The organism is Myxacorys almedinensis A (assembly GCF_010091945.1).
GTDB lineage: Bacteria > Cyanobacteriota > Cyanobacteriia > Leptolyngbyales > Leptolyngbyaceae > Myxacorys > Myxacorys almedinensis.
Genome location: NZ_WVIE01000028.1, coordinates 15,913 through 30,393 on the forward strand (window position 1 = coordinate 15,913; position 14,481 = coordinate 30,393).

The 14,481-nt window shown below is 50.0% G+C and carries 14 protein-coding genes, 1 pseudogene and 1 riboswitch; of the genes and pseudogenes, 9 read left to right on the top strand and 6 right to left on the bottom strand.

What is annotated here, in order from left to right; genetic code table 11:
• The first annotated feature begins 45 nt into the window (after positions 1–45).
• From thrS to GS601_RS18780, 4 genes are all read left to right on the top strand, one after another.
• On the top strand, positions 46–1,878 hold the full coding sequence (gene thrS / locus GS601_RS18765; RefSeq protein WP_162424829.1) for a threonine--tRNA ligase: 1,833 nt from the start codon (positions 46–48) through the stop codon (positions 1,876–1,878).
• Between the two features lie 149 nt (positions 1,879–2,027).
• A complete protein-coding gene (locus tag GS601_RS18770; protein WP_162424830.1) occupies positions 2,028–2,357 on the top strand; it encodes a BMC domain-containing protein in 330 nt (109 codons plus the stop codon).
• Positions 2,358–2,387: 30 nt separating this feature from the next.
• Positions 2,388–3,296, top strand: a complete 909-nt coding sequence (gene glsA / locus GS601_RS18775; RefSeq protein ID WP_162424831.1) for a glutaminase A — start codon at positions 2,388–2,390, stop codon at positions 3,294–3,296.
• Positions 3,297–3,515: 219 nt separating this feature from the next.
• Positions 3,516–4,280: an SH3 domain-containing protein gene (locus tag GS601_RS18780; protein ID WP_162424832.1), complete on the top strand. Its 765-nt coding sequence runs from the start codon at positions 3,516–3,518 to the stop codon at positions 4,278–4,280.
• 152 nt (positions 4,281–4,432) lie between these two features.
• On the opposite strand, the gene GS601_RS18785 is transcribed toward GS601_RS18780, so the two are convergent.
• Positions 4,433–4,846 (bottom strand): hypothetical protein, encoded by a 414-nt coding sequence (locus tag GS601_RS18785; RefSeq protein ID WP_162424833.1) that lies wholly within the window; start codon positions 4,844–4,846, stop codon positions 4,433–4,435.
• Positions 4,847–5,238: 392 nt separating this feature from the next.
• On the opposite strand from GS601_RS18785, the gene GS601_RS18790 reads away from it, so the two are divergent.
• Positions 5,239–5,385 carry a hypothetical protein gene (locus GS601_RS18790; protein WP_162424834.1) on the top strand — a complete coding sequence of 49 codons (147 nt, stop codon included), beginning with the start codon at positions 5,239–5,241 and terminating at the stop codon, positions 5,383–5,385.
• Positions 5,386–5,498: 113 nt separating this feature from the next.
• The gene (locus tag GS601_RS18795) at positions 5,499–8,660 is read left to right on the top strand and encodes a GAF domain-containing protein (RefSeq protein WP_162424835.1); all 3,162 of its coding nucleotides are present in this window, start codon (positions 5,499–5,501) and stop codon (positions 8,658–8,660) included.
• A gap of 139 nt (positions 8,661–8,799) precedes the next feature.
• On the opposite strand, the gene thiC is transcribed toward GS601_RS18795, so the two are convergent.
• The gene (gene thiC / locus GS601_RS18800; RefSeq protein ID WP_162424836.1) at positions 8,800–10,182 is read right to left on the bottom strand and encodes a phosphomethylpyrimidine synthase; all 1,383 of its coding nucleotides are present in this window, start codon (positions 10,180–10,182) and stop codon (positions 8,800–8,802) included.
• Between the two features lie 7 nt (positions 10,183–10,189).
• Positions 10,190–10,282: riboswitch (TPP riboswitch) on the bottom strand.
• Between the two features lie 192 nt (positions 10,283–10,474).
• On the opposite strand from thiC, the gene GS601_RS18805 reads away from it, so the two are divergent.
• From GS601_RS18805 to GS601_RS18815, 3 genes and pseudogenes are all read left to right on the top strand, one after another.
• Positions 10,475–10,879 carry a VOC family protein gene (locus GS601_RS18805; RefSeq protein ID WP_162424837.1) on the top strand — a complete coding sequence of 135 codons (405 nt, stop codon included), beginning with the start codon at positions 10,475–10,477 and terminating at the stop codon, positions 10,877–10,879.
• Between the two features lie 458 nt (positions 10,880–11,337).
• Entirely contained in the window at positions 11,338–11,541 is a 204-nt protein-coding gene (locus GS601_RS18810) for a hypothetical protein (RefSeq protein ID WP_162424838.1), read from the top strand.
• A 34-nt stretch (positions 11,542–11,575) separates the two neighbouring features.
• Positions 11,576–11,824 (top strand): annotated as a pseudogene (locus GS601_RS18815) (FkbM family methyltransferase); the annotation flags it as partial.
• 257 nt (positions 11,825–12,081) lie between these two features.
• Here the strand turns inward: GS601_RS18815 and prfA are convergent.
• From prfA to rplM, 4 genes are all read right to left on the bottom strand, one after another.
• Complete coding sequence (prfA, locus tag GS601_RS18820; RefSeq protein WP_162424839.1) at positions 12,082–13,194, bottom strand: peptide chain release factor 1; 1,113 nt, start codon at positions 13,192–13,194, stop codon at positions 12,082–12,084.
• A gap of 112 nt (positions 13,195–13,306) precedes the next feature.
• Entirely contained in the window at positions 13,307–13,531 is a 225-nt protein-coding gene (gene rpmE, locus GS601_RS18825; protein ID WP_162424840.1) for a 50S ribosomal protein L31, read from the bottom strand.
• A gap of 78 nt (positions 13,532–13,609) precedes the next feature.
• Positions 13,610–14,017 carry a 30S ribosomal protein S9 gene (rpsI, locus tag GS601_RS18830; RefSeq protein ID WP_162424841.1) on the bottom strand — a complete coding sequence of 136 codons (408 nt, stop codon included), beginning with the start codon at positions 14,015–14,017 and terminating at the stop codon, positions 13,610–13,612.
• Entirely contained in the window at positions 14,017–14,475 is a 459-nt protein-coding gene (gene rplM / locus GS601_RS18835; RefSeq protein ID WP_162424842.1) for a 50S ribosomal protein L13, read from the bottom strand. The genes rpsI and rplM overlap by 1 nt, the downstream gene beginning before the upstream one ends.
• Positions 14,476–14,481 lie beyond the last annotated feature (6 nt).

Consider the following 14,481-nt stretch of genomic DNA (forward strand, 5'->3'; position numbering starts at 1 on the left):
ACACGCTTTTGCGCGCTCGAAAATAGTTACCCCGTTGAAACCTTTATGCCCTTGCGATCGAGTCAAGCCATGTCTGCCGAATCCCCCGACAAAATTCATCTGCCCAAAACCAGCGAATCAGCAGCCCTGCAAAAGATTCGTCATACCACGTCTCATGTGATGGCGATGGCAGTGCAAAAGCTGTTTCCCAAGGTGCAGGTCACGATCGGACCGTGGATCGAAAATGGCTTTTACTACGATTTTGATAGCCCAGAGCCATTTACCGAAAAAGATCTCAAGGCGATTAAAAAAGAGATGACGAAGATTATTCGTCGCCAGTTGCCGGTGACTCGTGAAGAAGTCAGCCGCGCAGAAGCCCAGCAGCGTATTCAACAGATCCAAGAGCCATACAAACTAGAAATTTTAGGCGACATTAAGCAAGAGCCAATCACGATCTATCACTTAGGCGATCAATGGTGGGATTTGTGTGCTGGGCCGCATGTGGCAAACACGGCTGAATTAGATCCCGATGCGATCGCGCTAGAATCGGTCGCGGGCGCTTACTGGCGCGGCGACGAAACCAAGGCACAACTTCAGCGCATTTACGGCACCGCTTGGGAATCGCCCGAACAGTTAGCCGAATATCAGCGCCGCAAAGCAGAAGCCATTCGCCGCGACCATCGTAAGCTGGGCAAAGAACTAGGCTTGTTCATCTTTTCTGATTTGGTCGGTCCTGGCTTGCCATTGTGGACTCCGAAAGGAACCATCATCCGCTCTACCCTGGAAAATTTCTTGCAACAGCAGCAGCTTAAGCGTGGCTACCAGCCCGTGGTTACGCCCCATATCGGACGGGTGGATCTGTTTAAGGTGTCAGGTCACTGGCAGAAATATAAAGACGATCTGTTTCCGATGATGGCAGAAGACGCAGACGCTGAAGCCAACGAGCAAGGCTTTGTGCTCAAGGCGATGAACTGCCCATTTCATATTCAAATTTATAAGAGCGACCTGCGATCGTACCGAGAACTACCGATGCGACTGGCAGAATTTGGCACGGTCTATCGCTACGAGCAATCTGGGGAACTGGGCGGCTTGATGCGGGTACGCGGCTTTACGCAAGATGATGCTCACTTGTTCGTCACACCTGAGCAACTTGATGACGAATTCCTCAAAGTGGTGGATCTGATCCAGACCGTGTTTCAAGCGCTGCAACTCAAAAGTTTCAAGGCTCGCTTGAGTTTTCGTGACCCCAATTCTGATAAATACATCGGCGGCGATGAGGCTTGGGATAAGGCAGAAAGTGCAATTCGTCGAGCCGTCGAGACCTTGGGAATGGAGCATTTTGAAGGCATGGGTGAAGCTGCCTTTTATGGTCCTAAATTAGACTTTATCGTCCAAGATGCCCTCGATCGCGAGTGGCAACTCGGAACCGTACAAGTCGATTACAACCTGCCCGAACGGTTTGACCTCGAATATGTGGCGGATGACGGCACGCGCAAACGCCCCGTGATGATTCATCGTGCGCCGTTTGGGTCGCTAGAGCGCCTGATCGGAATTTTGATCGAGGAGTATGCAGGAGATTTTCCGGTGTGGTTAGCTCCGGTGCAGGTGCGCCTCTTAGCAGTGGGCGATGAGTTTCTGCCGTTTGCCAACCAAGTGGCAGCCCAACTCCTTGCGATCGGAGCTAGGGCAGAAGTGGATCGGAGCGGCGATCGCTTAGGGAAACTCATTCGTAACGCTGAAAAAGACAAAATTCCGGTGATGGCAATTGTAGGCGCAAAAGAAGTAGAGGCAAATTCGCTTAGCATCCGAACTCGCGCGGCAGGAGAATTGGGGATCATTCCGGTGGTCGAAGTGCTAGCTCGGTTGAAGCAAACCAACGAAACCCACACGGACTTTTAACGGCTGCTGCGTTCGTTCCGGTGGCTGAAGCTCTTGCCCTGAGCACGGTATAAGCTCTACTAATCAGTCCTAAAAGCCAAATCATTCTGCCAAACCCCCGTGATGCTGCAATAATCTTAGGTATTGGAATCTGGAAGGGAGTTTCGTTCATGAGCTACGCCGTTGGAATGGTTGAGGTGCGCGGGTTACCGCCTGCCCTCTCAGTCGCAGATGTGATGTGTAAAGCGGCTCGCGTCACCCTTGTCGAGATGGAGCGCGTCAGCGGAGCATACATCACAATTGTGGTGCGTGGCGCTGTGTCTGAAGTCAAAATAGCGGTTGAGGCAGGCATTGAGGCAGCCAAAAAAATGAGTTCATACAAAGAAGGGGATAAGTTATTTTTGTCATCTCACTATATTCCTAGCCCAAACGAGAATCTGATGGTGGTCTTGCCCATTGACTATACAGCCGACACGATCGAGTTTAACGAAGTTAGATAACTAGGGAAAAGAGGTGAATCGAATCTTCCTATGAGTCTGGCACTGCTTTCCCAATCCCAGCTAGATGATTGGGTCGCCCAAGCGCGATCGCTGACCTCCAAGGGGCATCTGCCTGACTACATTCCCCAACTTGCTCAAGCCAACCCTCACACCCTAGCAATCCAAGTTCAAACCGTGGAGGGGCGCTGTTTTGTCTCTGGAGACACCGCTCAACCGTTGGCGCTGATGAGTGTTGTCAAACCGTTTCTCTTACTGTTTGCCCTAGAGCAATGGGGTGCAGAAGCTGTATTTCGGCATGTGGGAATGCAGCCTTCTGATCAGCCCTTTCATTCAGTGGCTCAACTAACGTTGGATCAGGGATTTCCCCGTAATCCAATGATCAATAGCGGCGCGATCGCGCTCACCTCTTTTGTGTCGGGTGACTCTGGAAAGACTCGCTGCGAAACGTTTCGGCAGTGGCTCAATACGCAGGCTCAGACTCAGCTTGTGGTCAATCAGATGATGCTACATTCGGTGCGATCGCTCACCAATGAGACCAATCGAACGATTGCCCGGCTGTTGCAGAAGGCGACTCATTTAGATCAGCTTGAAACGGCGATCGATACCTACAACCACATCTGCTGCTTGTCAGGCACCCTTGCTGATTTGGCTCACCTCGGTCTTTTACTGGCTCACTCAAACGCGATCGCGGCTCAGCATCAGCGCACGGTGAATGCCTTAATGCTGACGTGTGGGCTATACGAAGTCTCTGGAGCCTTGGCGGTACGCATTGGGTTACCGATGAAGTCAGGCGTGAGCGGGGCGCTGTTAGCGATCGTGCCGAGACAAGGTGCGATCGCTTGTTACAGTCCGGCGATTGACCAAACGGGAAACTCGGTGGCAGGTTTATTTTTGGTAGAAACCCTCGTTCAAGCTTTAAATCTGAGTGTTTTCAGCTAGTTCAAAGCTTTACTCCTCTTTCGCAAAAAATCTTTTACTTTTCTTTATGGAAAATCCTTGACATGGCTTAGATAATTTAAGCAATCTAGTCTCAGGGTTTTTACTCAAAAAAAGAAGTTTGTTAAACAACGCTAATTTTTGTTCCGTAGAAATCCGGAGCAGAGTTGGTTTTTCTGAGTCTAAATTCCACAGGGTTAATAATCGGGGAATTCACATTCTATGGAAACTTTTGCATATCTTGAAGCTGCCGTTGCTCATGAAGATCCCTCACCCGATCTTCAAGTGCGATCGCTCAAAGACCTAGGGCTAACGGTTCCGGCGGCGGCATCTGTTGGGCTGACAGGGTTGCTCTTAGCGACCACACTGTTGGTTCACGCTCCTAGCGCGAGTGCGTTTCCGGCAGTAGTAACCGCATCGGGCTTGAATATTCGCTCTGGTCCTGGCACAGGCTATGCCGTCATTGGCGGCTTGAGCAACGGTCAGACCGTGGAAGTCAGCGACGTTTCGGGTGGCTGGTATCGCCTCAGCAGTGGCGGCTGGATTGCCTCCAACTACACCAGCGCTTCTGGCACAGGTGGTGGCGGAGCACCAATCGATCTCCGCGTTCGTGTCACAGGCAGCGTTGTTAATGTTCGCAATGGCCCTGGAACCGGGTATAGCCTTAACGGCAGACCCCTCTACCTAGGTGAAGTCGTGAGAGTGGTTCGCTCTTCGGGTGGTTGGTATCAACTGACCGATGGCGGCTGGTTCTCAGATGCCTACGCGACCACCGCAGGCGGTGGCACGGGTGGAGGCGGCACTCCAGTAGACCGAGTGGTAACGGTTACGGGTAGCGTTGTTAACGTCCGCAATGGCCCTGGAACTGGGTATAGCCTCAACGGCAGACCTCTCTATCTGGGTGAGCGGGTACGGGTCGTTCGCTCTTCGGGTGGTTGGTATCAACTGACCGATGGCGGCTGGTTCTCAGGATCGTTTGCTAGCTAACTCAACAGTTCCAATGCCCATGGGTAGCCCTCATTGATCTGAGGCGCTACCCAGAGGGTTGTCACACATTTGGTCGCTGGTTTACACATTTAACACCGGTTTAACGAGGCGTACAAAGTCCCCGTCAGCCTACCAGGATAAAAAGCTTTACCCTATTCATTCCCCTGCACCGTCAAGCGATAATTGCGGCTTTTATTTGGCTCTACTGTTCCAACCCAAACTTGATAGGTTCCTGTCTGCCAGTCCCCATCTTCTAAGATCCCAGAGTCGCCACACCGAAACACACCGTTTGCACCTGCCACCACAATGGTCATATTGCTGCCCCCAGTTGCGATCGCGAGTCTCAGTTTAGCAGCAGGCTTTTGCAAAATTAGAGTGTGATCAGGGTTGGGATCACCGTAGCCTAAACAATTTCTGCCGTGACGATCGCGGTTACTCACGATCGCCGGAAGAGAGGTATTGCCCCCCGTTGACCCAGACAGCGCACCCGACATTGACGTTGCTCCCAAGGTTAGCGCTCCAAAAGTTGCAGGCTGAGCGACCGTGGCAACGCTGCCAAGAAGCATAAAACTAATGATCCATCCGCTGCCAGTCTGTAGCCTGCTCATCCACGGCCTGTGCCAACGGTTCATCTCGAAACCTTGCTTAAAAATACTCATTACTTAAACATTTACGGTAAACGGGCAATGGCTTTCATTATTAGTAAAATTACCGATGGGATCAGCCATGCTCACGGCAATTTCTTCTGCGTGTCTAATTCTATAAATCTCAGTACAATCGATGAATCAGGCTAAAAATAGCTGAAAATATCTCGACTTAACGTTCTCCTTAGTTTATCTCCTGAGTTTAGATGTATGGGTTTTTGCCTAAACCTGCTCCATCGCTTAATCCACTTTCGAGGAGTGCTACATTCCGTAAACGTATCGAAATCTAGCAAGGTGAGATGATGCTGTTGTTCATGCTTTCAACTGTGGTTCTATTCATCGGAGTACTGCTGACCCGTACGCTTCTGATTCCCTTAGATATTCTTCGCGGGTTACATGTTCCCATTTGGCTAATGGCAGTAGGCGTTGTAGCGCTGCTGACCTGGTGTTTAGGAGACTGACAAATCGCCGCACCTGTTGGTTATTTACGACAACTTCTTTTTCGGAGAACCTGCTACTTTCTCGGAGAACCTGTTAAAAGTGAGACGTTGCCTTCCGTTGCCCCCTTTCGTGTATGACTGCATCTCCCGACCATGAGGTAGCTAGACTCGCAACCCTCTACGAGTACGGCATTCTCGACACCCCTGCCGAACCTATATTTGATGCTCTAACTCAATTGGCATCGCAGCTTTGTGATGTGCCGATCGCATTTCTAAGCTGCGTTGATGCTCATCGGCAGTGGTTTAAGGCAAAAGTTGGGATTGACGCATCCGAAATGCCACGACGCAAGGCAATGTGCAGCCACACGATTACGCAACAAGAGGTCTTAGTCGTCGTGGATGCATCGGGAGATGAGCGCTTTATCGCCAACCCTCAAGGACTTGATGCGCCGCCTATTCGGTTTTATGCAGGCGTACCCCTTACAGATGCAAACGGCTATGCGTTGGGGACGCTGTGCGTGATGGATTATGTGCCCCAGAGCTTGACCAACCGTCAGCAGCAAGGTTTAAAGGCACTCGCCGAGCAAGCGATCGCTCATTTAGAACATCGCTATAAAATTCATCAGCTTGAGGCTCAATCTTTGCAGGTGCATCCCAGTGAGTTCCACTTTCAGCTAACGCTTCAGCACCAAGTGACACAAGTGTTAGCCGACTCTCCAACCCTAAGCCAAGCCGCCCCGCGCTTGCTCCAGACAATCTGCGAAAGCTCTGGTTGGGATCTGGGGGAACTGTGGATTGTCGATCGCACAGTGGATGTAGTGCGCTGCTTTGCAAACTGGAGCCGGATGAACGGGCAATTTTCAGAGTTTGAGCGATCGGCTCAGTCGTGGGTATTTGCGCCGGGGCTGGGGCTGCCAGGGCGAGTATGGAGCAGCCGCGAACCGATGTGGATGAGCGATGTTGTCTATGATAGACAGTTCCTTCGTTCGCCCATTGCTCAACGGGTGGGATTGCACAGCGCGATGGGCTGCCCAATCATCAGCGAGCACGAAACCCTAGGAGTGATCACGCTATTTAGTCATCGGGTGCAACCGCCTAACGAAGATTTGATGAGCGCGATGATGAGCGCGATCGCATCTCAGGTCGGGCAATTTATCGAGCGCAAATCTGCCGAAGAATATCTTCAGCGCCAAAGCCAGCGATCGCACCTGTTTGCAGCCATGTCGCTGCGAATTCGGCAGTCGCTGCAAATCGACGAAATTCTAAGCACAACGGTGGCAGAAGTTCGGCAGTTTCTCACGAGCGATCGCGTCTTGATCTATCGCTTTGAGCAGCACTGGCAGGGAAAGGTAGTAGTTGAGTCGGTGGGTGAGGCATGGAGTTCGGCGCTGGGCGCAGAGCTTGAAGATCCCTGCTTTCGAGAAGAAACCTGGCGCAAGTATCAGCAGGGAGAAATTGCCGCCTTTGAAGATCTTGATCTTGCCGATTTAAAATCCTGTCACAAAGAGATGCTGAAGCAATTTCAGGTCAAGGCCCTTCTGGTCGTGCCGATTTTGCTGACGCAGGACGTAGAGAGCAAGCCGCTCTTGTGGGGATTGTTGATTGCTCATCAGTGCGCCAATCCGAGATCTTGGTACAGCTTTGAAGTCAATTTTCTGACCCAACTGGCAGACCAAGTTGCGATCGCGCTGACACAGGCACGCTTGCTCAACCAAGAACGTCAGCAGCGCGAGCAGTTGGCTCAGCAAAACCTTGCTCTAGAGCAGGCACGCGCCGAAGCCGAACGCGCCTCTCAGATGAAGAGTACCTTTCTCGCCACGATCAGCCACGAGATTCGCACTCCGATGAATGCCGTATTAGGCATGACCGGACTATTGCTCGACACCCACCTCAATGCTAGACAACTCAACTTTGTAGAAAGCATACGCACAAGTGGCGATAGTTTGCTGGCGCTGATCAATCAAATTCTCGATTTCTCGAAGCTCGAAGCAGGAGAAATGAAGTTAACAACGCTCGATTTTGATCTCGTCGCCTGTGTTGAAGAAGTCGCAAATCTGTTAGCCCCAGCCGCCCACGCCAAGGGCTTAGAGCTAGCAACGCTGATTGATCAGCCGCGTCCGCTCTGGTTGCGGGGTGATGTCAACCGGTTGAGACAAGTGCTGACCAATCTCATTGGCAATGCAGTGAAATTTACCAATGAGGGCGAAATCGTCGTCCAGGCAAGTCTTGAGCAGGAAACAGCAACCATGGCGACGATCTTGTTTTCAGTTCGAGATACCGGAATTGGTATTCCTGTCGCCGATCAAGGGCGGTTGTTTCGCCCCTTTGCCCAAGTTGATGCTTCCATGACCCGAAAATATGGCGGAACAGGGCTAGGGCTGGCGATTTCCCGACAGTTGGTTGAGTTGATGGGTGGCACGATCGGGGTGAACAGCGACGCCGGAAACGGGTCTCAGTTTTGGGTAACGCTATCGTTTGAAAAACAGGCTGATTGCACTATTACACCCCCGGAAACGTTAGATTCAGAAACGTCGGCAGCCAACCTCAAAATTCTGTTAGTTGAAGATAATATCGTCAATCAAAAAGTAACGTTAAATCAACTCAAACACTTGGGCTACACGGCTGACATTGCAGCAAATGGTAAAGAAGCGCTCGATAGGATCAGGCAAACCTCCTACAATCCAACCTCCTACAATCCAACCCCTTACAATCTAGTGTTAATGGATTGCCAAATGCCAGTGCTAGACGGTTACAATGCAACGGAGATAATTCGACAATGGGAAGGAAGACATCGCCGCATCGTTGTTTTAGCGCTTACTGCCAATGCTTTTTTAGAAGACCAAGAGCGATGTTTGTTAGCTGGAATGGATGATTATTTAAGTAAACCTATTTCTAAAGAAAAGCTGAGGGAAAAACTAACTTATTGGGGCAACATTCTACAAAATTATCACTCGATAAGACCTATGAACTTAGCGATCGATTGGGAGCATCTTCACCAAATTTCTGATGGTAACGCCGCTTTTGAGCGGGAATTGCTGCACATTTTTATAGAGGATACAAGACGCCATTTAGCAGATGCACAAACAGCGCTGACTCAGCATGATAAATCGCAATTGCTGCAAATTGCTCATCATATCAAAGGCTCTAGTGCCAATGTTGGGTTATACGAAACGCAAGAAGTTGCATTACAGGTTGAGCAATGCGCCGCAGATGATAGATTTACAGATATTCCAACACTAGTTGAGCAGCTAATGGGCATGCTAGACGATATCCAATCGTATCTAAAAAATTCATAAAGAAAAGTCATTTATAGAAGGCTAAAGGAAGGCAAGAGCTTTAAGTTTTTCACTGTTTTAGACATAGTTTAATTGCTTAATAAGGCAACAACCCCGACTCTTTAAACAAGTCGGAGTTGTGATGATCTTGCAACAAGGCTTAGCCTTGAGATGCAACCATTCCATGCTCCTTCGCTAGAAACGCCTCTAGCTCTGTAATGGCGTCTGCGTCCATTTTGGTCTGCATTGGGCAGAATTTAGGACCACACATTGAACAAAATTCAGCGGTTTTGTAGATGTCTGCTGGAAGCGTTTCGTCGTGGTATTCCTTCGCGCGTTCTGGGTCAAGGGATAACTCAAACTGTTTATTCCAGTCAAAGTTGTAGCGAGCGTGAGAAAGTTGATCATCGCGATCGCGTGCCCCCGGACGATGCCGCGCAATATCTGCCGCGTGCGCCGCAATCTTGTAGGCGATCAGCCCATTCCGCACATCTTCTGCATTGGGTAAGCCAAGATGCTCTTTGGGCGTAACGTAACAGAGCATCGCGGTGCCATACCACCCTGCCATCGCTGCCCCGATCGCAGACGTGATGTGATCATATCCTGGCGCAATATCGGTCACCAACGGCCCCAACACATAAAACGGCGCTTCCGAGCACTCTTCCATCTGCTTACGCACATTAAATTCGATCTGATCCATCGGCACATGACCCGGACCTTCCACCATCACCTGAACATCGTGTTCCCACGCTTTGCGGGTTAATTGTCCGAGGGTTTTGAGTTCAGAAAGCTGGGCAGCATCAGAGGCGTCGTGCTGGCAACCAGGGCGCAGGGAATCGCCCAAGCTAAACGACACATCATAGCGTTTGAAGATCTCAATAATGTCATCAAAATGGGTATAGAGCGGATTTTGCTTGTGATGTTGCAGCATCCACCGGGCAATGATGCCGCCCCCACGTGACACAATTCCTGTGATCCGAGTCTTGACAAGGGGCAAATACTCGATCAGCAATCCTGCATGAATTGTCATGTAATCTACGCCCTGCTGAGCATGTTTTTCAATCACATGCAGAAAATCGTCAGGCGTGAGTTGATCTAAGTTCCCGTGAACGCTCTCTAGCACTTGGTAGATTGGCACGGTGCCGATCGGGATGGGAGAGGCATTGATCACAGCCGTCCGAATCTCGTCTAAATTGCCGCCACCCGTAGACAAATCCATCAGCGTATCTGCGCCATATTTCACGGCTAAATTCAGCTTATCGATTTCCTCGTTGATGTCCGAAGAGTTGGGAGACGCGCCGATATTGGCATTGACCTTACATTTAGAGGCAATGCCGATCGCCATGGGTTCTAGGTTGGGGTGGTTGATATTGGCTGGAATAATCATTCGCCCACGCGCCACTTCATCGCGAATGAGATCTACAGGAAGAGTTTCCCGTTTTGCCACATAGTGCATCTCTTCGGTGACCACGCCTTGCCGCGCATAGTGCATTTGGCTGACGTTGGCTTGCCCGCGACGCTTTGCGATCCAGTCTGTCCGCATATTCGGTTCCTCAGATAAACAGCTTCCCTTCGCTGGCATTACCCAGTCTCAGGTTCTAAGGGTTTGTTCTCAGCCCCCGTGGACACCCCTAGCTAATCGATAAGCTTAGCACTTTGAGCCAAGACCGGAGCAGGTGTTAAACAAACATCAACACCTCATGCAATTTTCTACGCCGTTTGCCTTGTGCTAAAGAGCAAGGACTTCTGTGCATCACAATATTTGTGCTTCAGAAAGTATTGCAATCCTCTATCGAACCCTTTAGAATTCAGTGCAAAAGTACTAAAGTTCTGCAATGCCTTCTGCACCCATCTTGAAAAAAGTCTGCCCCTTTATTCCATCGGGTGAGGATCTGTCGGCTACGATCGCATTTTATGAGCAAAAGCTAGGGTTTAAAAAACAATGGCAAGATAGCGACCATCCTGAACTAGCGCTAATTTCAAGGGATGAGATTGAAATCTTTCTCCAGAAGAATCCAGATCCTGCGATCGCAGAATGGACGCTACTTAGAATCGAAGTCAACGGCATCGCCGCGCTGTATCAGGAATATTTGAGCCTGTCTGGGTTTGGGGAAGGGGGTCGATCGTTGATTCATCCCGATGGCGCATTGGAGCGCAAAGCATGGGGCAGTCAGGAGTTTTCTGTTCTTGATCCCAATGGTGTTTGCATTACATTTTATGAGTTTTTAGCAATGCCGTAATGATGCAAAATTCCATCATTTTCTAAGTTAATTTCTAAGTTAATTTAGTGTTGCGATGAATACTTTCTGTTGTTAGAAGTTTCGTTTTCTAAAGCTTGGCAGATAAAAGATTGGGGTGCCTATGTCCTCAGCCATGAGCCATACGCCATAGGTCATCCTCATATAAACTCAACAAATCTCCCTAGTTGAGCGTTACCCTTTGCTAGTTCATAAGATAGAACTCAAGACAAAACTGATGTCTAGCTGAATCCAGCTTAAGCATCCTGAAAATCGTTGCACTGTCAAGGTAATTGCTGATAACCCATTCCTACCAAAATCTCTTAGACAAAGTTAAATTTTTGGTATCACACCAAGCGTTTCAAGATCATCCCATTGCAGCCACTACTCAAATATTCGTATGGCAAGCTTTAAAGCTTGTGCATCGAAGTCCCACGATCCAAATTCATCGGGCTTCAAGAATGCAGTTGTCCCCCGGCAAACGAATTGGAATTCACGGCTATATCTACATTTTTCGAGATGATTTTGAGCCTGCCGTCCGCTGTGCGATCGATCGATATGTTTCACCCGGTATGACATGCTACGACATCGGCGCAAATATCGGTCTTTGGACGCTGCGTATTCAGGAAATTGTAGGACGATCGGGGCAAGGTCTATGCGTTTGAGCCATTATCTAGAAACTTAGCAACGCTCAAATCGAACCTTGAACTTTCCAACGCCCTCAATGCTGAAGTTGTTGCCACAGCAGTCGGTGCTCATCAGGGAGAAGCGATGCTTTACACACCGCCCCACGATCCAGGCTCCTCTTCGATCGCGCCAGAAACACCTGACGATGACGCTGAGCAGATCAAGATTCAACGCTTAGATGATATTTGGGAAAGCCAAGGGTTTCCTCAGGTTGGCTTTGTCAAAATGGATATCGAAGGATGTGAACCCTTTCGCCCTTGAAGGAGGAGAAAACTTTTTCAGTCGCCTAAAGCCCATCGTATGCTGTGAAATCAATCCGCTTAAACTCAGTCAGTTAGGTTTATCACCTGACGCTATTTTCAATCGGTTTTATTCCTGGGGTTACAAGGCATTCAAGTGGGAGACTACTGTGCAAGACCTGGTTTAGCATGACGCGAATCAACCAGTCGAACATGGCTTCGATATTGTTTTTATCCCACCCCATCTCCAGTAACTGCTATTTTACGATCCTACAGAGTTTATGAAGCAATCGCTTCTTCACCGGTCTCAGATGCCAACTGCTCTAAACGCTCCTGCTGGTCTTGAGAAATGCAAGTCTGAATCACTTCTTCTAAGTTGCCTTCTAACACGGGGCTAAGCGCAAAGTTTTGACCCAGCCGATGATCCGTCACCCGATTATCTTTATAGTTATAAGTGCGAATTTTTTCTGAACGAGAGCCTGTACCAACCTGCAATTTTCGCCGCGATGTCACCTCTGCTTGCTGCTCTTGCAGTTTAATATCGTAGAGTTTTGCCCTCAAAATTTGCATCGCTCGCTCTCGGTTTTGCAACTGCGATCGCTCTTCTGTACAAAAGATCCGAATGCCCGTTGGCTTGTGCATCAGGTCAACGGCGGTTTCCACCTTGTTGACGTTTTGCCCCCCTGCGCCGCCCGATCGCGCCGTTGTCAATTCGATGTCCTTAGGATCAATTTTGACTTCGACTTCATCGACTTCCGGCATCACGGCAACCGTCGCGGTCGAGGTATGAACCCGACCCTGGGTTTCCGTCACTGGAACCCGCTGAACCCGGTGAACGCCTGCCTCAAACTTCAACTTACTGTAGACGCGATCGCCCTGAATCTCCATGATGGCTTCTCTAAACCCACCCAAATCTGCCAGAGATTCACTCGCCATTTTGATCCGCCATCCTTCTTGCTCGGCGTAGCGAGAATACATCCTCACCAAATCGCTCGCCCAAATGCTAGCTTCATCACCGCCCGTGCCAGCGCGAATCTCTAGCATGATGTTCTTCTCATCATTGGGATCGCTGGGCAACAGCAAAATCTTCAGCCGACCTTCCAACTGTTGAAGTTTGGCGTGCAGTTCTTCAACCTCCATCGCTGCCAGTGCTTGCAGTTCTAAATCGCTCGCCGATTCTTTGGCAACTTGGCGCGCGCCTGCTAAATCTTGCTCTGTTTTACGCCACTGTTCGTAAGTGTTAACGACGTCTTCAAGTGACGATCGCATCTTTGCCACCCGCTGAAACTCACCCGGATCTTTTGCAACATCCGGGTCAGCTAATCGCCGTGTGAGTTCATCGAAGGTCTGCTCGACCGAATTGAGTTTGCTGATTAAATACGCTTCAGCCATGGGATTTTACCACCAATCAAAATAGGGGATACAGCCAGGAGAGGACGATCGGAACGGGGAGCAAATTCTTGCGGAGCTTGCCAGTGCAAATCGTCAACACAACCTAGCTACCCTAACCGTTGGCGCGATCGTCGCTCATGCCATACTTCCGTAAGAACCGCTCGACTCGACCTTCCGTGTCAATCAGCTTCTGGGTTCCGGTATAAAACGGGTGATTGCCAGACCAGACATCGACATGAAGTTCGGGCTTAGTAGACCCGACGACAGCCACCACTTCCCCATTACAGATGACCTTTGCTTCGGGATACCACGTTGGGTGAATTCCTGCTTTTGCCATGTTATTCTCCTGATTTATTGCCTGTTTGCTGCGATCGCGCTATCTCTAACTATTCTATCGGTTGATCCCCAACGCCAATTAGCGCTTCGAGAACTGAGGAGCCTTGCGCGCTTTTCGCAGACCATATTTACGGCGCTCTTTCGCTCTTGGGTCACGGGTCAGATACCCTTCAACTTTCAAGGGTTTGCGGTTCTCTGGGTCAAGCTGGCACAATGCCCGTGCCACACCCATCCGAATGGCATCGGCTTGTCCGGTCAAGCCGCCACCGTGAGCATTAACCAAAATGTCATACTCCCCTTCTAAACCGAGGGTTTCCAAGGGAGCCTTAGCCGCTGAAAGGTAGCCTGCGTTGAACTGGAGATACAAATCTCCCGGCTTGCCGTTCACAACAATCTGACCGTCGCCCGGAACCAACCGAACCCGTGCGATCGACGTTTTGCGACGACCCGTGCCCTGGTACATCACCCGTCCTTCAGTAGCTTGCATTACTCTTGTCCTCCAGGAATGGTGTTAATTTCTAAAACTTCAGGTCTTTGGGCCGCATGGGGATGATGAGGTCCTGCGTAAACGTTCAGCTTAGTGAATAGCTGACGACCCAAAGAATTCTTGGGCAGCATCCCTTTCACCGCTTTTTCGATGATCCGCTCAGGCAGACGCGCTTGCAGTTTTTCAAACGTTTCTTCTTTCATCCCGCCCGGTCGACCAGAATGGCGGCGATACAGCTTTTGAGAACGTTTCTTGCCCGTAACGGCGACTTTCTCAGCATTGACAATGATAACGAAATCGCCAGTGTCAAGATGAGGGGTAAAGTGGGGCTTGTTTTTGCCGCGCAATACGTTGGCGACTTCGGTTGCCAATCGACCGAGGCGTTTATCGGTTGCGTCTACGACGTACCAATTGCGCTCCATCGTGGCGACGGAAGGGAGGTAGGTTTTGTTGTCCATGAGAGT

What these genes read in the sequence shown, in the direction of transcription:
- thrS (WP_162424829.1), top strand. Translation starts at nt 46, where the DNA reads ATGCCCTTGCGATCGAGTCAAGCCATGTCTGCCGAATCCCCCGACAAA.
- GS601_RS18770 (WP_162424830.1), top strand. Translation starts at nt 2,028, where the DNA reads ATGAGCTACGCCGTTGGAATGGTTGAGGTGCGCGGGTTACCGCCTGCC.
- glsA (WP_162424831.1), top strand. Translation starts at nt 2,388, where the DNA reads ATGAGTCTGGCACTGCTTTCCCAATCCCAGCTAGATGATTGGGTCGCC.
- GS601_RS18780 (WP_162424832.1), top strand. Translation starts at nt 3,516, where the DNA reads ATGGAAACTTTTGCATATCTTGAAGCTGCCGTTGCTCATGAAGATCCC.
- GS601_RS18785 (WP_162424833.1), bottom strand. Translation starts at nt 4,846, where the DNA reads ATGCTTCTTGGCAGCGTTGCCACGGTCGCTCAGCCTGCAACTTTTGGA.
- GS601_RS18790 (WP_162424834.1), top strand. Translation starts at nt 5,239, where the DNA reads ATGCTTTCAACTGTGGTTCTATTCATCGGAGTACTGCTGACCCGTACG.
- GS601_RS18795 (WP_162424835.1), top strand. Translation starts at nt 5,499, where the DNA reads ATGACTGCATCTCCCGACCATGAGGTAGCTAGACTCGCAACCCTCTAC.
- thiC (WP_162424836.1), bottom strand. Translation starts at nt 10,182, where the DNA reads ATGCGGACAGACTGGATCGCAAAGCGTCGCGGGCAAGCCAACGTCAGC.
- GS601_RS18805 (WP_162424837.1), top strand. Translation starts at nt 10,475, where the DNA reads ATGCCTTCTGCACCCATCTTGAAAAAAGTCTGCCCCTTTATTCCATCG.
- GS601_RS18810 (WP_162424838.1), top strand. Translation starts at nt 11,338, where the DNA reads ATGCAGTTGTCCCCCGGCAAACGAATTGGAATTCACGGCTATATCTAC.
- prfA (WP_162424839.1), bottom strand. Translation starts at nt 13,194, where the DNA reads ATGGCTGAAGCGTATTTAATCAGCAAACTCAATTCGGTCGAGCAGACC.
- rpmE (WP_162424840.1), bottom strand. Translation starts at nt 13,531, where the DNA reads ATGGCAAAAGCAGGAATTCACCCAACGTGGTATCCCGAAGCAAAGGTC.
- rpsI (WP_162424841.1), bottom strand. Translation starts at nt 14,017, where the DNA reads ATGCAAGCTACTGAAGGACGGGTGATGTACCAGGGCACGGGTCGTCGC.
- rplM (WP_162424842.1), bottom strand. Translation starts at nt 14,475, where the DNA reads ATGGACAACAAAACCTACCTCCCTTCCGTCGCCACGATGGAGCGCAAT.